The 20,029-nt window shown below is 59.0% G+C and carries 17 protein-coding genes; 11 read left to right on the top strand and 6 right to left on the bottom strand.

The genetic code is table 11. From position 1 onward, the window contains the following. Positions 1 to 157 precede the first annotated feature (157 nt). The 4 genes from GGU46_RS11745 (at position 158) to GGU46_RS11730 (ending at position 3,227) form a co-directional block, all read left to right on the top strand. Positions 158 to 439 carry a hypothetical protein gene (locus GGU46_RS11745; RefSeq protein WP_183403734.1) on the top strand — a complete coding sequence of 94 codons (282 nt, stop codon included), beginning with the start codon at positions 158 to 160 and terminating at the stop codon, positions 437 to 439. Between the two features lie 157 nt (positions 440 to 596). Further along, positions 597 to 833 carry a hypothetical protein gene (locus GGU46_RS11740; protein WP_183403733.1) on the top strand — a complete coding sequence of 79 codons (237 nt, stop codon included), beginning with the start codon at positions 597 to 599 and terminating at the stop codon, positions 831 to 833. A gap of 175 nt (positions 834 to 1,008) precedes the next feature. Beyond that, positions 1,009 to 2,721, top strand: coding sequence for a M28 family metallopeptidase (locus tag GGU46_RS11735; protein WP_183403732.1), 1,713 nt, complete (start codon positions 1,009 to 1,011; stop codon positions 2,719 to 2,721). A 65-nt stretch (positions 2,722 to 2,786) separates the two neighbouring features. After that, positions 2,787 to 3,227 (top strand): hypothetical protein, encoded by a 441-nt coding sequence (locus GGU46_RS11730; RefSeq protein ID WP_183403731.1) that lies wholly within the window; start codon positions 2,787 to 2,789, stop codon positions 3,225 to 3,227. A gap of 297 nt (positions 3,228 to 3,524) precedes the next feature. On the opposite strand, the gene GGU46_RS11725 is transcribed toward GGU46_RS11730, so the two are convergent. Next, the gene (locus GGU46_RS11725) at positions 3,525 to 5,510 is read right to left on the bottom strand and encodes an OmpA family protein (protein ID WP_183403730.1); all 1,986 of its coding nucleotides are present in this window, start codon (positions 5,508 to 5,510) and stop codon (positions 3,525 to 3,527) included. A 728-nt stretch (positions 5,511 to 6,238) separates the two neighbouring features. On the opposite strand from GGU46_RS11725, the gene GGU46_RS11720 reads away from it, so the two are divergent. Then, positions 6,239 to 6,799: a hypothetical protein gene (locus GGU46_RS11720; RefSeq protein ID WP_183403729.1), complete on the top strand. Its 561-nt coding sequence runs from the start codon at positions 6,239 to 6,241 to the stop codon at positions 6,797 to 6,799. Positions 6,800 to 6,879: 80 nt separating this feature from the next. On the opposite strand, the gene GGU46_RS11715 is transcribed toward GGU46_RS11720, so the two are convergent. Next, complete coding sequence (locus tag GGU46_RS11715; RefSeq protein WP_183403728.1) at positions 6,880 to 7,395, bottom strand: NUDIX domain-containing protein; 516 nt, start codon at positions 7,393 to 7,395, stop codon at positions 6,880 to 6,882. A gap of 228 nt (positions 7,396 to 7,623) precedes the next feature. Between GGU46_RS11715 and GGU46_RS11710 the strand changes: the two genes are divergently transcribed. Beyond that, complete coding sequence (locus GGU46_RS11710) at positions 7,624 to 9,060, top strand: DEAD/DEAH box helicase (RefSeq protein ID WP_183403727.1); 1,437 nt, start codon at positions 7,624 to 7,626, stop codon at positions 9,058 to 9,060. A gap of 190 nt (positions 9,061 to 9,250) precedes the next feature. Beyond that, the gene (locus GGU46_RS11705) at positions 9,251 to 9,727 is read left to right on the top strand and encodes a hypothetical protein (RefSeq protein WP_183403726.1); all 477 of its coding nucleotides are present in this window, start codon (positions 9,251 to 9,253) and stop codon (positions 9,725 to 9,727) included. A 135-nt stretch (positions 9,728 to 9,862) separates the two neighbouring features. Here GGU46_RS11705 and GGU46_RS11700 read toward each other — a convergent pair whose 3' ends face one another. From GGU46_RS11700 to GGU46_RS11690, 3 genes are all read right to left on the bottom strand, one after another. Then, entirely contained in the window at positions 9,863 to 10,033 is a 171-nt protein-coding gene (locus GGU46_RS11700; protein WP_183403725.1) for a hypothetical protein, read from the bottom strand. A 736-nt stretch (positions 10,034 to 10,769) separates the two neighbouring features. Beyond that, positions 10,770 to 11,315, bottom strand: a complete 546-nt coding sequence (locus GGU46_RS11695) for a helix-turn-helix domain-containing protein (protein ID WP_183403724.1) — start codon at positions 11,313 to 11,315, stop codon at positions 10,770 to 10,772. A 732-nt stretch (positions 11,316 to 12,047) separates the two neighbouring features. After that, on the bottom strand, positions 12,048 to 13,808 hold the full coding sequence (locus tag GGU46_RS11690) for a L,D-transpeptidase family protein (protein ID WP_183403723.1): 1,761 nt from the start codon (positions 13,806 to 13,808) through the stop codon (positions 12,048 to 12,050). 313 nt (positions 13,809 to 14,121) lie between these two features. Here GGU46_RS11690 and GGU46_RS11685 point away from each other — a divergent pair, with 313 nt between their 5' ends. Then, positions 14,122 to 15,942: a M1 family metallopeptidase gene (locus GGU46_RS11685; RefSeq protein ID WP_183403722.1), complete on the top strand. Its 1,821-nt coding sequence runs from the start codon at positions 14,122 to 14,124 to the stop codon at positions 15,940 to 15,942. Positions 15,943 to 16,139: 197 nt separating this feature from the next. Next, the gene (locus GGU46_RS11680) at positions 16,140 to 17,078 is read left to right on the top strand and encodes a cyanophycinase (RefSeq protein WP_183403721.1); all 939 of its coding nucleotides are present in this window, start codon (positions 16,140 to 16,142) and stop codon (positions 17,076 to 17,078) included. A 239-nt stretch (positions 17,079 to 17,317) separates the two neighbouring features. On the opposite strand, the gene GGU46_RS11675 is transcribed toward GGU46_RS11680, so the two are convergent. After that, complete coding sequence (locus GGU46_RS11675; RefSeq protein WP_183403720.1) at positions 17,318 to 18,307, bottom strand: isoaspartyl peptidase/L-asparaginase family protein; 990 nt, start codon at positions 18,305 to 18,307, stop codon at positions 17,318 to 17,320. Positions 18,308 to 18,455: 148 nt separating this feature from the next. On the opposite strand from GGU46_RS11675, the gene GGU46_RS11670 reads away from it, so the two are divergent. Together GGU46_RS11670 and GGU46_RS11665 are read left to right on the top strand one after the other, a co-directional pair. Next, entirely contained in the window at positions 18,456 to 18,881 is a 426-nt protein-coding gene (locus GGU46_RS11670) for a DUF3127 domain-containing protein (RefSeq protein WP_183403719.1), read from the top strand. Positions 18,882 to 19,127: 246 nt separating this feature from the next. After that, positions 19,128 to 19,997 (top strand): SDR family NAD(P)-dependent oxidoreductase, encoded by an 870-nt coding sequence (locus GGU46_RS11665; protein ID WP_183403718.1) that lies wholly within the window; start codon positions 19,128 to 19,130, stop codon positions 19,995 to 19,997. Positions 19,998 to 20,029 lie beyond the last annotated feature (32 nt).

Genomic DNA, 20,029 nt, shown 5'->3' with positions numbered 1-20,029 from the left:
CAGGCAGCATATAATTTCTACCAGACAGATGCGGCGGCCGGCCCAATTCCACAATCCGACTCCTACTTTTTTTGCGTAATGCTGGCATTCTGGCCAAATAGTTGCCCGGCCGTCTCTACTTTTGCCTCCCCTTCTACCGGATTATCTCTTTTTTCATATGCCAAGACTTTTTCTCCTTCTCTGGCTGATGCTGATGGCATTAGTTGATGTAAGCCCGGCGCTGGGCCAGGCCGGGCCGGCCGCGCGGGCCAAAATGCGCGGCAAAACCTACGTGCACCGCCCCAACTACCGGACCTACAAGGGCCGCGGCCGCAAGTCCCGGAAGAAGCGCACGGCCCGCTACCGGCAGCGGTGGTACCAGATCTGGCGGAAACGCAAGAAAACGACTACGCCGGCGCCCAAGCAGCCTTCGCGCAACCAAACCATTGGAGGCAGCTAGGGTCACTTCCGCCCACATTTCTATAAACCGGGCTTCTCCAAATGGGGAAGCCCGGTTTGTTTACCCCCCTGCCTTCGAGGCCACTAGCCGGCGCCAAGCAGCGCACAATTTTTTGCCTTACCCCGAGTTATACGGCTGAATCTAATCCGTTTGGCCTATGACCCGAATCGTGCTTTTGTTGGTTGCGCTGTTGATGATTGGCGTGGCCGAACCGGTGGCTGCCGCCCGCCCTACCCGCTACGCCCGGGCCAAGATGCGCGGCAAAGTATATACCCACCGCCCGTTTTATAAACGCTATAAAGGCCACAAGAAGAGCAAGAAGCGGCTTTCCCTGTTCAAGCAGAAAGCCCGCAGCCACTCTTCTTACAAAGTAGGCCGCCACTCTACGCGGTAGCCGCCGCCGGCACACAACGCCCGGCCGGCCGTACGTCCAAGCCCACGGACATACGGCCGGCCGGGCGTTGTGCGTACCTGCTGGCCACGTATGCAGGGAGGTTTTGTTTGCCCGAAACGCCGGTTTAGCCCGCAACTTCTGCTACCTTATCCGCCCGATTCAACCGTCTGTTTCTATGCTTCTCCCCCGCCTGCTCCCGGCCAGCCTGCTGCTGGGCCTGACCGCCCTGGCCGCCTGCCAGTCGCAAACGGCTACCACCACTGCCGCCGCGCCAACCGCCGCCACTCTCACGCCGGAAGCCTCGGCTCCGGCTGCCGCTGAGGCCATCAGCGCTGCTACCATTGGCCGCTACCTGCAGGCTGTTTCGGCGGATGAGATGCTGGGGCGCAAGCCGTTTACCGCGGGCGAGGAGCGCAGCACCCAGTATCTGGCCGATGAGTTCAGGCGCCTGGGGCTGCAGCCGGGCCCCGGGGGCTCGTACTTTCAGCCGGTACCATTGGTGGAAATTACCGGCACGCCCGCGCCTACCCTGCTCGTCAAGGGCAAAGGCCAGCCCCTGAGCTTGCAGTATAAAACCGACTTTGTGAGTTTCACCCAGCGCGAGCAGCCGCAGGTCAGCGTCAGCAACTCCCCGCTGGTATTTGCCGGCTACGGGGTGGTAGCGCCCGAGTACGGGTGGGACGACTACCGGGGCCTCGATGTGAAGGGCAAAACCGTGGTGGTGCTGGTGAATGACCCCGGCAATGCGGGCCAGGACACGACCCTGTTCAAGGGCAAGGCCATGACCTACTACGGCCGCTGGACTTACAAATACGAGGAAGCGGCCCGCCACGGCGCGGCCGGCGTGCTCATCGTGCACGATACCAAACCGGCGGCCTACCCCTGGTCGGTGGTGCTAAGCGGGGCCATCAGCCCCAAGCTGCGCGCTCAGACGGACAATAAAGGCGCCGACAAGTGCGCCCTGGAAGGCTGGCTGACCCTGGACGCGGCTAAGAAGCTGTTCCAGGCGGCCGGCCTCAGCTACGAGCAGCTCTATACCGCCGCCAACACCCGCGGCTTTCGGCCCCGGCCCCTGGGCGGGCTTACCCTTTCGGGCAGCATCCAGAACAAGCTGCGCCGCCAGACCTCGCGCAACGTGCTGGCCGTGCTGCCCGGTACCACCCGCCCCGGCGAGTACATCATCTACTCGGCCCACTGGGACCATTTTGGGGTAGGCAAAGCCATTGCCGGCGACTCTATCTACAACGGCGCCGTGGACGACGGCACCGGCCTGGCCGCCTTGCTCAGCATTGCCGAGGCCTTCCAGAAAGCACCCCAGAAGCCGGAGCGCAGCATTGTGTTTCTGGCCGTAACGGCCGAGGAGCAGGGCCTGTTGGGCTCGGCCTACTACGCCCAGCACCCGCCCTACCCCCTCAACAAAACCGTAGCAGACCTGAACATGGACATGCTCTGGCCCTATGGGCAGATGAAAGACCTCACGGTTATCGGCTACGGGCAGTCGGAGCTGGAGGACTACGCCCGCGCCGCCGCCCGGGAGCAGGACCGCTACATCCTCCCCGATCAGCAGCCCGAAACCGGCATGTTCTACCGCTCCGACCACTTTAACTTCGCCCACGTAGGTGTGCCCTCCCTCTACGCCAGCGGCGGCTTCGAGAGCCGCACTGGCGGTAAGGAAGCCATTGCCCAGCAGCGCCAGAACTATACCACCAACATGTACCACAAGCCCGCCGACCAGTTTGACCCCAGCTGGGACCTTTCGGGCATTGCCCAGGATGCCCAGCTCTACTTCCGCGTGGGCCAGCGCCTGGCCGCCGAAACTACCTTCCCGCAGTGGCGCGCCGGCTCCGAGTTCAAGGGCGCCCGGGATAAGAGCATGGGCGGAAAGTAGCGCATTACTGAGCCTTCTTACATTTCACCCAACTGCCAGAAACTGTGCAAAGGCTTTGCTTCCTGATGAGTTTTCTCGGCTTGCTTACTGGTTGTGGCGAACAACAGCCAAACCACAACCAACAGGCCAAATTGAAGCACTACGCCCAATGCTATGCTGCCTACTCGGACGATGACACCATTCATCTGCAGATTAGCACACTGCATCCGGCTGTAACAGGGCGCATTGTCTTTAAGGACGCGCACCGTCAAAGCGGCCCCATCAGCGGTACGATGCACGGGGATACCCTGCTGGCGGACTGGCGGCTTGAGTACAATGGCAAACCGGGTTCGGTGAGCACACCAGTAGCCTTTCTACGGCACGGCAACAGCTTCTTGCAAGGATTTGGCGACATAAAAGAGCAAGGCGGTCGGTTCATCTTCAAGAACCAGGCTACCCTCCTCTTCGACCCAGCACGCATTCTTCAGCCTGTCAGTTGTCAGCCAGAAATCAGCTTCCAGCAGTAGAGCAGTAGCCTTCAGGGCCCTATAGAATACCTGTGCTTCTTTTTGAGAAGACATTATTGCCTTGTCTTTACAGCAACACCGCCCCCGGGGCCACCATTTCCCTTATCCGCGTCAGTACGCTCCACGCAAGCTTATGCCCCCATGGCTGCCAGACCACTACTGCCTCGCTCCCCATTTCCTTTCAACCCCTCCCCGACAGGAGCCAAGCGCTGCGGATGTGCCGGACAGGACAGCAGCAAGTCCTCCGGGTACAAGCGGGGGTAGGAGCTCCTACCCCCTCATTCCAGCCAAAGCCTCTTAAACTCCCGTCACCCGAAACTCCACGCGGCGGTTTAGCTGGCGGGTAGCCTCCCAGTCGTTGCTGGCCCGCGGCTCGGCTCCACCCAGGCCTAGCCCGGTAATGCGGCTTTCGGCGATGCCGTGGCGCACGAGGTAGGCCTTGACGGTGGCCACCCGCCGCTCACTGAGCTGCACGTTTTTCTCCGGGGCGCCTACATTGTCGGTGTGGCCGCGCAGCTCAATAGTGAGGCCGGGCGTGTCGGTGAGCAGTTGCAGCAGCTTCTTCAGGGCCGGGTACGAAGAGGACAGCAGCCGGGCACTCCCCTGCTCAAACCGTACTTTATCGAGCCGCAGAATGGTGCCCACCGCTAACGGCTGCAGCAGAATATCCTGCACGTAGGGTCCGGCACTGGTGCTAAACGTACTATCCAGGGGCAGATAACCGGCTAGCCACGCCTGGGCAGCTGCTTTACGGCCGGGCTCCACCAGAAATGAAAACATGCCCTGGGCGTTAAGCGGCACCGTCGTTTCGGCCCCGGCCGGCCCCAGGCGCAACCGGGCCTGCGGCAGGGGCTGAAACGTGCGGGCATCCAGCACCCTACCCCGCCAGGTGCCGGTAACGGGCGGGGCAGGTACCGCTTCTCTGGTCGGGGGCGGCAGGGGCGGGGGCTGGCGAAACACGTTACACCCCGCCAGATCCGTATAGATTCCGCGGCGTACCAGTTGGGCCTCGCCCCGGCTCATATCAACCCGGTAGAGGGCTTTGGGGCCGGCCATGTACAGCCACCGGCGGCCATCGGGGGCCTTTTGCAGCAGCAGGTCGCTGTAGCCCCCGCGCCTGGGTAGCCCGGCAGGAACCGTCAGGGTGGGCGCGGGCTGGCCGGTGCTCAGGTTTACGCTGATCAGGGACCCATCGGTGCTGTACACCTGGTAGAGGGTCTGGGCCTCGTCGAGGCAGAAGTTGCCATGGGAGCCGGCGCCGGCAAAGCCAATGGTGGGGTAAAAGGGCGCCTGCCGCACGGGGTCCGTGGCCCAGACCACACTCACGGCACCCGTAGCGGGGGCCACTTTCACGAGCTTGCTGGCGTCGGAGGTCATAAAATAGAGGCTGCCCTGCTCATCGGTAGCGGCCGAAATCCAGACGTTTTCGGGCCCCTGGGGGGGTAGCAGCCAGGAAGTGAACTCGCCCTGCCCCGTGGCCGGGTTGTAGCGGTACACCGGCTCGGGGGCATCCGTCGGCGACTTGGTGACCGAATACAGACAGTTATCGAATCCTTTAGCCAGCGCATACGACTGGAAGGGCAATACCTGCCGGTGAATGCGGGGCGGGGCGGAGAGGTCGGCGGCGGCAAACTCGTGGATGGTGCGGCAATCATCCTCCCACAACTCATTATCGTAGCGCAGGGCCGCAATGCCGTACATCTTGTCGTCGCACTGCGCGGGGAGGCCGCCGGTAGCGGGGCGGGCTGGGCCGGTAAAGCGCAGGGAGGCCACTAGTTTATCGGCGTCGGCCAGGTAGGATGCATCCAGGCTGGTACTAGCCCGGTATTCCAGCCGCAGCTCCTGGCCCCGCTGCCACATGCGCCGGCCTACCACGCGGGTCCGGGGGGCCGGGGCGGGCCCAGCGGCGTAGGTGTAGTGGTAGCGGACTTCCGCGTAGGTGTCGGCCTCGTGCAGGGCCAGCTGAAGTACCTGGGCCTGCGGCAGGCGCTGCGTGGCATGCCACACCGAATCCAGCTGACTGCGGGCCGCCCACCCAGTTGCGCCTCCTTGGAGCTCAGGCAGCGGGCGTCGGCTCACGGTTGCCAGAACCCGGCCCGGGGGCTCAGCAGCCAGCAGGGTTACCCCGGAACTATCGTTTTGCGGGCGAACCAGCTGCCAGGCGGCAGGGTACGCCAACTGGTACTGCGCCCCCGGATCGGAATACACCCGCAACGCCCCGGCCTCCTGTGCGCGCAGTGTCAGCCAGCATAGGGCCAGTACCAGCGTCAGCAAAACCTTCATGAGCCAGAGAATGAGCAGAGAAAACGGACTTCAAAGGTAAAAAAGCCCCCGTTGCCAAGCTCTATTTCAGCCTTTTTCTACCGCACGAAAATCGGACTTATCTTATTGCTGTGGCTCTTTGAATACGGCTAGCCAGGAAGGCACCTATACGGACGCCTACCTAGTGGTCTGCGGCCGGCCAGTCAAGTGGCATAACCAGCTACGGAAGTAATGCCTCGGCATTAGCTGACCTAAGAGAGCAAGCGGAGCGATGCTTACGTCGTAGGTTGTAATTCCTTTATCGGATAGATGAACAGGTTAACACAAATGAAAATACTCTGCTTAAACATTTGTTTTATGATTAATAGTGAGAGTTTTAGGTATCAAATACGCTGATTTATTGAACGACCGAACCTTGACCTAAATTCCCCTTTTATTCTCATATGTATATACAATTAACCGTCATTTATATTGATCCATTTGTTAAAATCCTCTTCTGTTAACGGCTTTTCTGAGCCTAGCAAATAACGACTGAGGGTGGTACAGTGGCGCGGTTCTTCTTGCGAATCCGTAAATACTGCCTCGGCCTGCCTCTGGTTTCGGTAGTTACATTTTCCGCCCGGTAGCCAAGCCCTCCACCAAGGCCCAGGCCCCACTGGTCGAAAGCATACGGGCTGCCCCACCCTATTCCATATCTTTGCTGGGTCGGAAATCCGCTTTTTCTCTCTCCTGCTTTCACCTACCCATTCATGAAGAAATTTCTCCTCCTCTCCGCTTTACTGCTGAGCACCCTGGCGGCTTCGGCCCAGTATATGCCCGGCAAGCCCCGCAAAAAATACGCCTTCCCCAAGAAAGATGAGGAAAGCCCCTACGTGCTCAACGTCACGAAAAACACCGACGAGGACGCGGAGGTGGATGCCTGCGTTACCCGCGTGAGCTACCGTCCCTATGCCGAGTTGCTCACCGAAATCAATGAGCTGAAGCGCATGAACAACTGGGCCGACACAACCTACCAGCGCCGATTTCAGCAGCTGCCGGCGGGCGGGCAGCTCACCGTAACCATGTACCGCCGCGGAGCCCAGAATGCCGATCCGGCCTACCTGAGCCTGGTAGCTAAAACCAAAGATGGCAAGGAGGTGCTGAATCTGCAGGAGCTGCCGGCCGGCCAGGGCCGCTTCTGGAACCGCGACCTGTACATGAGCAAGCGCACTATCCCGTTCACTAAAACCGACGCGCCCCAGGATATTCTGCTGACAATTAATGACGCTAAAACCAAGCAGAACTTCGAATACATCATCAAGGCGCAGTAAGCAGCCTTCATTGTAGCCCAAAAACGATCCGGGCCCGCTGCCTACCCAGGCAGCGGGCCCGGATCGTTTTGACGCTGAAGCTACTGGTTACGCAGCCGGGCCCACTGCACGGCTACCAGCGTTTTCGCATCCGTAAAAGACGCTTGGTTTAACTCTTCGGCCCGGTAAAATACGGGCTCAATCTTCTCATTTTCTTCGATCAGGCCGCCGCCTTGCCCGGTTTTGCGGCTCACCTCGGCATAGAAGATGGTAATTGTTTCGGCGCTGGTGCCCGGCGAGGGGTACACCCGCGCTATCTGCTCCAGGTAGTCGGGGTCGTAGCCCAGCTCTTCCTGGATTTCCCGGCGGATGGCCTGCTCCGGCGCCTCGTCGCCATCTACCATACCCGCCGCTATTTCCACCAGATCGGCTTCGGGCCCTATTCGGTACTGCCGGGTAAAGATGTACTGGCGAGTTTGCGTATCATAAACGAGCGCGGCCACGGCGGTGCCGGGCTCAAACCGCTCCCGCTTGAGCAAGGTATCGCCATCCTGCACCTGCAGCAGGCTAAGCTTGTAATGGCCATCGTAGGCCACTTTTCGATCGGTGATGCGCATGAGGAGAAAAGAAGTTTCGGGTATGAAGACGAAAAGTAATCGGATTTATCGGGCCCTGGTGTTATAAAAAATTACCGCGCCTTTTTCCGGGCTCGCGCGGCCTTGCGGCCCTACTATCCGGTCAATTTTGCGCGGAGCGCGCGCATCCGTATAAAATCCCCGACCTTTGCGGGCTCATTATCTCTGTGCCATTTCCGCTGCCCGTCTGGCAGCCGCTTTTCTCCTTTGATGTCGTTCGACGAACTAAACCTGATTGACCCTATCCTGAGCGCCCTGCGCGAGGAAGGGTACACTACCCCCACCCCTATTCAGCAGCAAGCCATTCCGCAAGTACTGGAAGGGCACGATTTGCTGGGCATTGCCCAAACCGGCACGGGTAAAACGGCCGCTTTCACGGTTCCCATCCTGCAGATTCTGCACCAGACCGCCCAGGTAGAGCGTCACGCCCCGGGCCGTATTCGCTGCCTGGTACTTACGCCCACCCGGGAGCTGGCCATCCAGATCGGGGAAAGCTTTGCCGCCTATGGCCGCCACCTGCCCAAGCTGCGCTCCACCGTTATTTTTGGCGGCGTAGGCCAGCACCCGCAGGTGCAGGCCCTGAAGCGCGGCGTTGAGGTCCTGATTGCTACCCCCGGCCGTTTGCTTGACCTGATGAACCAGGGGTTTATTGACCTGCGCAACATTGAGCTGTTTGTGCTGGATGAGGCGGACCGCATGCTGGACATGGGCTTCATTCACGATATCAAGCGTATTCTGCCCAAGTTACCCGCCCGGCGGCAGACCCTGTTTTTCTCGGCTACCATGCCCGGTCAGATTCAGGACCTGGCCGATAGCATTCTGCGCCCGAACCCGGTGAAGGTGACGGTAACGCCCGTGTCGAGCACGGCCGACACCGTTACGCAAGCCGTGTACATGGTGGAAAAAACCGACAAGCCGGCGCTGCTGGAGCATGTGCTGCAGGACCGTAGCATCCGCCGCGTGCTGGTGTTTACCCGCACCAAACACGGCGCCGACAAAGTAGTGCGGACGCTGGCGAAGGCAGAAATTCCGGCCGAAGCCATTCACGGCAATAAGTCGCAGAATCACCGGCAGCGCGCCCTGAGCAACTTCAAGGCCGGTACTACCCGGGTGCTGGTAGCCACGGACATTGCCGCCCGGGGCATCGACGTAGATGAGCTGACCCACGTTATCAACTACGAAATTCCCAACGAGCCCGAGACCTACGTGCACCGCATTGGCCGCACCGGCCGGGCCGGCGCCGACGGTACTGCCCTCTCCTTCTGCGACGAAGAAGAACGGGCCTACCTCCAGGATATTCAGAAGCTGATCCGCCGCCAGATTCCTGTGGTGCAGGGCCACCCCTACACCTCCGAGCTGGTGGCACCGGTTCCGCTGTCCGGCGGCGCACCCATCAAACGGCCGAAAGGTCCGGCCGGCCGGCCGCCCCGCCCCGGACGGGGCCCGCAGGCGGGGGGCCAGGCCCGGCCGGAAGGCGGTGGGCGGCAGCACAGCCGTGGCGGCGAGCGGACTGGCAACCCAGGGGCTCGGACCAGCCCCACCGCACCCGGGTCCGGCTCGCGTCCGCAGGGAAGCGCCAGCACCGAGGGTGCCGGAAGTGGCGGTCAGCGCCGCCGCTTCCGGGGCCATAACAGCCGGAACCGGTAGCACTTGTTCCGCGGCGGCGCTACTGCCGTAGTTTACTTGCTTATGCACTACCCTCCGCCAAAGCACCCTTACGGGTTCGTTTTGGCGGAGGGTTTTCTTTGGTTAGGCAGCTGAAGATGAAACAAAACGGTACGCCGGCAACTTATCAGGCTGCTGGCACCTCCAGGCAGCATAACCTTACTGTTCTGTTATGGCTCATCGCACCCTTCCTGTCATTCAGGCCTTGCGTGATACGGCGCAACGCCTCGCAGCTCAAGCCCCTTACCAGTGGGGCCACATGGGTAGCTGCAACTGCGGCCATTTGGCCCAAACCATCACTAAACTCACTAAAGGAGAAATTCATGCCCGCGCCATGCAGCGCTATGGTGATTGGGAGCGGCAGCTGATCGACTACTGCCCTACCAGCGGCCTGCCCATCGACGCGACGATTGACGAAATGCTGGCCCTGGGCTTTAACCGCCAAGACCTGACGCACCTAGAGCGCCTCTCCGACCCGGTCGTTCTTGGCGCTATCCCCTTTGAGCGCCGTAATGCCATGCGCCACAACCAACGCGACGATGTAGTGCTTTACCTGCGCACCTGGGCCGAGTTGCTGGAAGCCGAGCTTTTGGCGCGTATAGAACTCCCCGTCCTGCTACCCTCACATCACGCAGTAGTACCAGACTAGGCCTCTCCTACCCCAGCAACACGCCGAAAGCCCCACTAACTTAAGTTGGTGGGGCTTTTCTTATAAGTATCGACTTTTGCAGGAGTGTGCTTAGCTGTAAAGAACAGCTAGGAAGCACTCAGACAGTCGGGCCGACTAATAATTAACGTCGCTGCGCTGCGCGTCGCGATATTGCTCCGTACGGTGGCTGCGCTTGTAGGCAGCATCAGCGTTAGGATCTTTCTCCGCGTCAGGAGCTTGCGAGCAGGATGAGAGGAACAGCGAGGCGCAGGCGGCAAACAGGAAAGGCAGACTGAATTTTTTCATGCCTCAAAGGTAAGCACCGCCTCGAAGAAGGGCAAGTAGTAGCTCGGTGTCATTGGCTGTTATTCCCAGCAGGAACACAGCCGAAGCTGCTGCGTCATTACAGTGTATGCTACTACAATGCAGGTCGGCGCCTACCCGAATGCTAGAGTTTAGTTTACAAATGTATTTACAAATATAAACTCATGCCGCTCTACCTAGCCAGCTCCTCGTGGGGCTGATTGGTGCCGAAGGGTGCAAGATATAGGCTGGTGCTATCCGCTTGCTGGGCTAGGCCTGCAAGAAGTCAGTTAGCTGGCACTCGCACCGAGCGCTAATGTTGTTAGCTCCTAGAAGTGAATATCTCATTTCACTTTTCAAGGCTCGCCCATCAACAAGAAATTTAGCATTTCTCCAGTCCGGTTGACTATAGGAAACTACTTCTGTATCTGTTGCAGCTAATTATACTTATACCAATGATACTAACCCAGTTAAGCTAACAAACTATACATCATCCACAGCTTTATCCCTTTAGACGCAAACACTTGACAAACACTATTTTAAATACACAAATTATATTCTCTTATCAATTCATTTAGCAAGCTCTTAGCTATGATTTATGTTAGAAAAATGCTTACCCTAACACCGAACGCATAAAGGCACTTGCGCGGCATACGTACCTACGGCGGAAAGGGCAGATAGCCGATCTGCCAAATTGTATATATCCGATAAAGCACAAAAAACAAGGCGCATTCACCCTCTACTGCTCCGGTCTAAAATCGGAGAATGTTCCATCCTGGTAGAAGATGACAATGCGCCGTATAGTTTTTTCTGGCACAGCAACAACCTGAGCTGTTTCAGCTTGTGTGGTCAGTCCTGCTACGTTGCTTGGTGCTGTTGGGGTTGTCTCAGCCCGCTTTGCCTCTGTGTTTTCAATGGTCGGTGGAATTGCGGGAGGAGTAGGTGCCGTCGGCGCTGGGGCTTCCTCTGGTTTTAGGGCCTCTGAGGCCTCCGTTTGCTTCGGCTGGTGGGTTCCCTCATTCCTCGGGCGAACCGGACGGCTACGAGGGGGTTCTTCCGCACCCTGCGCTGCCGCAGCTACCATCGGTCCGACACCGTTCAGCAGCCAAGACAGGGAAAGCTCAGGAAAGGCCGCAATAGTACGCTGCACCACCTCCAGGCTCGGCTTGTTACGCCCACTCAGGATATGACTCACAATCGGCCTGGAAATGCCAATAGTATCGGCAAACTGTGTCGGACTAAGCTGGCGGGCCAGTAGTAGTTCCTTAATGCGCTGCTCAATCATAGGAAGGTGCATTCGTGATTTACAAATGTACTACCCCTCTTAATCAATGTAATCCTGGCCTCCTAATAAATTACTATTGTTAAGACAAGTAGTATTCATGACACATAAGTAAACATATCCTTATCATCCGCAAATACTGTTTACACTTGTAAATACATTTGTAAACAGGCCGCGGTTTCTGATTGCCAACACGGCCTGCATTTCTTTTCAGCCACTGTCAGCCTGGTTCTGAAAACTCCTTGTCGCAACTCGCTGCAGCAGTAGTTATATGGACTGCCTAGCAGGGAATCTGGCTGCTCAATAGTTGATATTTAAAGACTATATAGCTGTTTCCTGAACGGTGCAGTGGCGACTGCAGGGACACATCTTTGCGCTTCCGCGTCGGGCGAAGGCCCCTCTTCAGCGCGGACGATGAGACGCTAGGATGCATCGCTACATCGTTTCTGAATTTGTTACTACAATGTACCCGGCCTACGTCGCCAGATGAGCCACCGGCTGCACTACACCTAACTAATCATCCCCAACATGGGCTGGCCTATCCTCTCTGCCGGCGCCCCGAATATATGTATGCGTTGTACTTCCAGTCCAAGGCTTTGTCTTATCTGGCGTGCTTTTTTATATAATAAAGAAGCCGGCAAGGTTACCAATGAATGGTAATCCTGCCGGCTTCTTTATGCAGCCAGCACCTGCTACGTGCAGGCATCAATGGAGAGGATTTGCTAAGGCAGCTAACTAGTCGAAATATTCTCTGGCCAGTGCTTTGTCGTGGCCATAGATATCGTCGCGGAAGTGGATCTTGCCAGCTTCATCTACCCAGGTAGTGAAGTACACCAGGTAAACAGGGAGCTTCTCAGGGAGTGTAACGTACTTCTCCCGGCCCTGCGCGATGGTATCCATAATAGCCGTACGGTCCCAACCGGGTTTATTACGCAGCAGGTACTCAGCTAGCTTGATGGGCTCGGCCACCCGTACACAACCATGGCTAAAGCCCCGCTTGGTTTGGTTGAACAGCTGGTCGTGGGGAGTATCATGCAGGTAAATATCCTGGGAATTAGGGAAGATAAACTTCACATCACCCAAGTCATTTTTCGGGCCCGGGCGGCGGCGCAATGTGTACTTCCAGGTTTTTTCCGTGAGGCCGCTCCAGTTGATGCTACCCGGGTCAACGGGGGTTGCTTTGGCGCCCCAGCCTTTCACCACCTCCATGTCGAGGCGGTCGAGGGTGCCGTGGGGGTCGGCAGCCAGCTTGTTGCGCAGCTCCTTATCGATGATGCTGTAGGGCACATTCCAATACGGAGCCAACACCACGAACTCCATTTTGTCGCTGAACACGGGGGTTGCGTTCAACGTCTTGCCCACTATTACGGGCATGTTGAACACCTCCTTGTTCTCCTCTACTACGTGCAGGGTGTACTCCGGAATATTTACCAGCAGGTAATTAGGCTCAAATTTCTTTGGGATCCAACGCCACCGTTCCATATTCAGCATGATCTGGTCAATGCGTTGGCCCACCGGAATGTTGAGCATACGCAGGGTTTCCCCGGCGACAATACCGTCGGGCTTTAGCCCATTCTGCTGCTGAAATTCCTTCACTGCGGCCACCAGTTCAGGGGTATATTGGGCAGCCGCCGGGGACGTTGTAGCGGTGGCGGCCGGCTTGTTTGCTACGGCTACCGCGGGCGTGGCAGCCGGAGCCGGGGTTGCAGCATCCCGCCCCAGCAGGCGGGCGCTCAGGGCCGTTACTGCCGGTGAGGAAGCTCCCGGAACAAGGCGGATACCGGCCGGAAGGGTAGGCCAGCCGCCATTGCGCTGAATCTCCCGGTAGTCGGCCAGTGCCTTGCGCAAGCGGTCATACTCTGGGTGCAGAGGCTCGAAATCGTAGTAACCGTAGATGCTTTCCCGTTCCTTCAGGATAGTCATCAGGGCTTTGTGCAGCTTGATTTTATTGCGCTTTACCTTCCAGTCAATGGCCTTCACCGCTCGCGGGTCCACCGTACCGCGGTAAAAATCAGAAGCATAGTTAAAGTAGGTACCGGAAAGGGCTACGTCTATTTCCTTCTCCAGCGCGTTGCGTTTAGTTGAGTCAGTTTGAGCAGCTTCTAAGCTGGCAAAAAGCTGATCAAAATTCTTGGTTTTGTATTCTTTCGGGTCCAGGCCTTCATCCGCGGCCTTGTTAATGACCGTAAGCAGCGTTTTGGCTTGCGGTACTAACTCGTGGTTACGGAACCAGCCCAGGCGGAATTCCCGCTCCCGGTAAAACTTTTTAGCCCACTCAATCTGATCTTTGAATTTAGGCTCAGCCGACATGTACTGTACAATGTACACGCTGTCGAGCTTAGGCTGGGCACCACCGGCTTTACCGAGGGTGCCGGGCAGCGCTTCCTTGAGTTGGGCTTTCTGGTCCTGGCTGCACGACACGGTGGACGTGAGCAGCAACAGGCCCAGTAGCCAGCAGCAAAGGGTATAGAAAAAAGGACGATGTGTTTCGTTCATGTGAGTAAGCAAAAGAAAAGGTAACCGCACTGCATCAGATTTCGCGCCAACTACGGCCGAACTTTGACTCAGGACGTTTTACTGATTTCCGCACCCGTAAGTTGTCGGGGCGGCTCACCTCTCTCCTGCCCCCGCAAGTTAGTGCATTTAACGGCACTCCTTCGTACAAAAACACGTAGAAATAAGCGGTCCGGCCGCTGGCTCCCGTTTGCGGCGCTGACGGGCAGGGCCGTTTTATTGTGCAGTTTGCCCGGAGCAGCCGCCTACCTTTGCTTTCTTTTCCAGTCCTCCGGCTGCCTTCATTATTCGCGCTATGTCTTCTACTACCTCCCCAACTGCCACTTCGTTTGTTTCCGATCCGCACAGCTATGGTCGGCCGGCCGAGGTCAGTGTGCATCACCTGGAACTTGAGCTGCTGGTAGATTTTGCTACCCGCACCCTGACCGGAACCGCCACCTGGCAACTCAGCAACCACGCCGGTGCCCCGGAACTGCTGCTGGATACCCGCGACCTAATCATCGAGGATGTTCTGTTACACGGCCCCGCCGGTACGCCCGCTCCTTTTGCGCTGGGCCCGGCCGATGCGGTGTTGGGCCAGTGCCTGCGCATCAGCCTTCAACCCGGCACTACTGCCGTCACGATTCAGTACCGCACTACCCCCGCTGCGGCGGCCCTGCAGTGGCTGACGCCGGAGCAAACCGCCGGGCGTGAGCAGCCTTTTCTCTTCACCCAGTCGCAAGCCATTCTGGCCCGTACCTGGCTGCCGTGCCAAGACTCGCCGGGGGTGCGCTTCACCTACGAGGCCCGGGTGCGGGTGCCCGCTCATCTGCTCGCCCTGATGAGCGCCGAAAATCCGCAGGAGCGGAGCGCGACAGGCGAGTATCACTTTCGTATGAGCCAGCCTATTCCTGCCTACCTCATGGCGCTGGCCGTGGGCGACGTAGAGTTTCGCCCTTTGAGTGCCCGCACCGGAGTGTACGCCGAAGCCGTTACCTTGCCCGGCGCGGCGGCAGAGTTTAGCGACCTGGAAGAAATGGTGACGGCCGCCGAAGACCTGTACGGCCCCTACCGTTGGGAGCGGTACGATTTGCTGGTGCTACCCCCCTCCTTCCCGTTCGGCGGCATGGAAAACCCCAGGCTGACCTTCGTGACGCCCACCATCCTAGCTGGCGACCGGAGCCTGACCAGCCTGGTAGCCCACGAGCTGGCGCACTCCTGGAGTGGTAACCTGGTAACCAATGCCACCTGGAATGATTTCTGGCTGAACGAGGGCTTCACGGTATACTTTGAGCGGCGTATCATGGAAAAGCTCTACGGCCGCACTTATGCCGATATGCTGCAAGTACTCGGCCACACGGCCCTGCAGCACACGCTGGTTGAGCTGGGTCCTACCAGCCCCGATACCCACTTGCACCTCAACCTGGCCGGCCGGGACCCCGACGAGGGACTCAATGAAATTGCGTACGAGAAAGGCAACTACCTGCTTCTTACGCTGGAACACCTGGTCGGCCGCGCAACGCTTGACACATTTATCAAGGAATACTTTGCCCGCCACAGCTTCCGCAGCATGGACACGGCCTCCTTTGTGCACTATCTCCGGCAGGAATTGCTGGACCAGCATCCCGGGCTGGAAGAGCAGCTGCAGCTGGATGCCTGGATTCAGGGACCCGGCCTACCAGCGGTAGCACCGCCGGTTTCGGCATCCCGATTCGCGGCGGTAGCGGAAGGCCTGCGGCAGTGGAAGGAGGGTACGCCGCCCGCAGCCCTGGACACGGCCGCCTGGAGCAGCCACGAGTGGGTGTACTTCCTGCAAAGGCTACCCCCGGGCCTGACCTTGGTGCAGCTAACGGAATTGGATACCACGTTTGGGTTTACTCATTCGGGTAATGCCGAAGTTCTGGCGGCCTGGTTTCCGCACACCATTACAGCCGGGTATGCGCCGGCCGCAGAAGCGCTGCGCCACTTCATGACGCGGGTTGGGCGCCGTAAGTTTTTGGTGCCGCTCTACCGCGCCCTGCTAGCCGTACCGGACGGCGCCGACCAGGCCCGGCGCATTTATGCCGAGGCCCGGGGCAACTACCACGCGGTAGCCACTAACACCTTCGACGCGCTGCTGGGTAAACCGGTCGAGTAAGCTGGCCGTTTCGACCAGAAGCAAGCGTGCGGCCACCGGGTATGCGGTTACTTGGCGCGGCCAAATGCGAAGCGAGCCGGAACAAGCCGGCGGCCTCGCCTTGTTTGCTGCCCTCAGCCTACCCCCAGAGGTGGCCTGAACCTTGCTTGCATGAGCCGGTTCCTTTTTAGTTGTGTTGCTTAAGCTGACTTTCCGCCTTGAAAAATCTTAAACCGCTTGGTAAGCTCATTGCTATTGGAGGCAATGAAGACAAGGGCACGTACCCGAACCCGCGCACCAAAAAGAAATACTACCTCAACTTTTTCGAGTTGGGCATTCTGAAGCGGGTCGTTTTGGAGTCAGGCAAGGAAGACCCGCGCATTGAGGTCATCACCACTGCCTCCATGATTCCGGAGGAGGTAGCCTGTATTTATATTTCGTCCTTCACCATGCTCAACTGCAATAATGTGGGCATCATGGACATTCGGGTGCCGGAGGATGCCCTGCAGCCTGCCTACATTGAGCGGCTCAAGCTGGCCGATATTGTGATGTTTTCGGGCGGCAACCAGTCGCGCCTGACCGATATCTTCGGCGGCACCGAGTTTCTGGCTACGCTGCGGGAACGGTACTACCATCAGCCCAACTTTATTATTGCGGGCACCTCGGCCGGGGCCATGGCCATGTCCAAAACCATGATCAAGGGCGGTAGCGTACCGGATGCCCTGATGAAGGGGGCCGTGAAGATGGGTACCGGCCTGGGCTTCATCAACAATGTCGTCATCGACTCGCACTTCGTGAAGCGGGGCCGCTTTGGCCGCCTGATTGAGGCAGTGGCGCTGCACCCCAAGCTCATCGGCATTGGGCTGGGCGAGGACACCGGCGTACTTATCACGGAGGGCAACCACATTGAAACCATCGGCTCCAACCTGGTTATCATCATGGATGGGCACCACCTGGAGCACAACAACGCGGCGGCGGCTAAAAAGGGGGAGGCCATTTCCATTGAGAAAATGCTGCTGCACGTGCTGGTGAAGGGCAACGTCTATGACATCGGGCAGCGCGAGTTCTACCCCGATCTGAAAATTCGACTGCAGGCGGCCGAGTCGGTGCGCCTGACTGCCGGCCAGGATGCCAACGAGCCGGCACCGGCCGTTTAAGCCAGCCCTGTGCTCTACCAACAAAAAAAGGCTTCCCGCTCGGGAAGCCTTTTTTTGTTGCTGCGCTTTGCCTTACGCATGGGGGTAGGGACCAGCATGGGGTATCCGTTCAGGAAAAGCACGGATGCTCGTATTTCCTGCTTTATCATCTGAAAATCTGAATGATATCTAACCAGAACCCTCCGTGCTACTTTCTGCGGCTACTCCTTATATATATAGGCGCAAAACTGAGGCGGCGGTTAGTCCCTGTAAATAGCCACGAACGGACCGGCATCGGCACTGGTTTGGTAGGCGCGGTACATGCCTTCGGAGTTGAAGGGTAGGGCCACGTTGCCGGCCGCGTCCACGGCCACCAGCCCGCCCTCTCCTCCGACGGGCGCCAGCTTATCGTGCACCACAATACGGCAGGCCTCCGATAAGCTCAGCCCCCGGTACTCCATCAGGCAGCTGATATCGTGGGCCACCACGGCGCGCAGGAAAAACTCGCCGTGCCCGGTGCAGCTGATGGCGCAGGTGCGGTTGTCGGCGAAGGTGCCCGCCCCGATGATGGGCGAGTCGCCGATGCGGGAGTGCTGCTTGTTGGTCATGCCACCGGTACTGGTAGCGGCGGCCAGGTGGCCGTGCACGTCACGAGCCACGGCTCCCACGGTACCCATTTTCTTTTTGGGGTCTTCGTTAGGAAAAGCTGATGGCTCCAGCAGGGGAGTTGCCGTTTCCTGGGCTTGGCTATGATCAAGGCGCATGCGGCCTTCGGCCAGGGCTTCCTGCAGCTGGTCGTAGCGCTGCTGGGTGAAGAAGTATTCTACGGGCTGCAGGGGCAGGCCGTGCTGGCGGGCCAGAGCGTCGGCGCCGGGGTAGCCCAGCAGAACGTGCTCCGTTTTCTCCATCACCAGGCGCGCCGCCCGGATGGGATTTTGTACGCTCCGCACCCCGGTTACGGCCCCGGCGGCGCGGGTGCGCCCGTCCATGATGGCAGCGTCCATTTCGTGGTGGCCTTCGTGGGTGAACACGGCGCCCCGGCCGGCATTAAACAAGGGGCAGTCTTCGAGGCTGCGAACGGCCAGTTCCACCGCTTCCAGGGCCGAGCCTCCCTGAGCGAGCACCGCGTAGCCAACGGCCAGGGCCTGGCCGAGCGCCGCCCGGTACTCCTGCTCTTTTTCCGCCGTCATGTACTGGGGCGAGATAGTACCGGCACCACCGTGCAAAGCCAAAGCGAAGGAATTTGTCATAAAGCGAAAAAAATTAGCGGGCAGGTAAAAACGCAAGACAAAGGTAGGCAAGCATCTGGGCTCAGCAGCCCCGGATTGACCCGAACGAACCGCGTTTTTTTTCGTAGGTTTGGTTTACTGTTTTCAACTTCCCAAACCTATTTTTCTTATGGCTTACGAAGCTACCGGCCGCCTGCACGAGATTTTCGACGAACAGCAGGTGAGCGAAAAATTCCGCAAGCGCGAGTTCGTGCTGGAGGTCGTAGACGGCCAGTATCCCGAGCATATCAAGTTTCAGCTGGTACAGGATAAGACGGCCCTCATCGACTCGTATAAAGTAGGTGACGAGGTAAAAATTTCCTTTAACCTGCGGGGCCGTGGGTTCAACAAGAACGGCCAGATGCTGTACTTCACTAACCTTGAGGCCTGGCGCATCGAGTCGGGTGCCGGTGGTGGCGCTTCGGCTCCCCAGGGCGGTGGCAACTACCAGCAGGCGGCTCCGCGTGCGGCGGCTCCGGCCCAGAACCAGAACCCTAACCTGCGTGCTTCGGCGGCCCCGATTACTTCCGACGACGACAACGACCTGCCTTTCTAATATATAAGGAGCAGGCTGCTATAGGCAGTACACAAAAGCCGCTTCCCAGGCTGGGAAGCGGCTTTTTGTGTAACGTGGCGAGAATTTTGTAGCCGCCAGGGGCCGCCGCTCCGCCGTGCTGGGTGGCCGGACAAGTCGGGTTACCTCTCCCCTACTTTTTTCGTATTTCCTTCCGGCGCTACCTGCTCCTTTGTCAAACTGTTTTGGCTAGGCAGGCTACGGCCGGGCCGCCTGCTAATTTGCTCTATGATTTCTTCTCTCCCACTTTCCGGAAAAACGGCCCTTGTCACGGGAGCTACCAGCGGTATTGGGTTGGTAACTGCTCGTGAGCTGGCCCGGCAGGGAGCCCGCGTGGTGCTGGTAGGCCGTGACCCCGACAAAGCGGCCCGCGCGCTGGCCGCGGTACAGCTCGCCGTGGGCCCCGAGGCGCCGGTAGCCGTGAAGTGCTACGACCTCTCGTTGCTGCGGAACGTGCGCGCCCTGGCCCGGGAGCTGGAGAACGAGCTTAGCCAGCTGGATATTCTCATCAACAACGCCGGCATCATGCCGGGGCGGTTTGCTCTCACCGAAGAGGGCCATGAGCTGAGCTGGGCTACCAACCACCTGGCCCCCTACGCCCTGACCAACCTGCTCCTGCCTTTGCTTGATGCGGCCGGGCAGGCGCGGGTAGTCACGGTGGCATCGGTGGCGCACTGGGTGGGCGAGATTGAGCCCGACCGGAACGTGCGCAACTCCCCTGACAAGTACAGCTGGCTCACCGCCTACGCCGATTCCAAGCTGGCCAACATTCTGTTTACCAATGAACTGGCCCACCGCCTCGACCTGACGGGCATCACGGCCAACTGCCTGCACCCCGGCCTGGTGGACACTGGCCTGATGCGGCCCGGCACTTCTCCCGTTATGAAAGCCCTGTGGTGGGCAGCCCGGCCCCTAATGATTTCGCCCGAACGGGGGGCCCTAACCACTCTGTACCTGGCTACCTCGCCGGAAGTGGCGCGGGTCAGCGGCCGGTACTTTGCCGGCGCCCGCCCCGCCCGGACTTCGGAGCGCGCCCAGAGCCGCACGGAGGCCAGCCGCCTCTGGCGCATATCCGCCGAGGAAACCGGCATTGAGTAAGAATTCGGCAGCCCGCCGGGTACCTTCTGCGG

Origin of the sequence: Hymenobacter latericoloratus (genome assembly GCF_014199535.1) — a bacterium.
GTDB classification, from domain to species: domain Bacteria; phylum Bacteroidota; class Bacteroidia; order Cytophagales; family Hymenobacteraceae; genus Hymenobacter; species Hymenobacter latericoloratus.
This window is presented reverse-complemented; position numbering and strand designations above follow the sequence as displayed.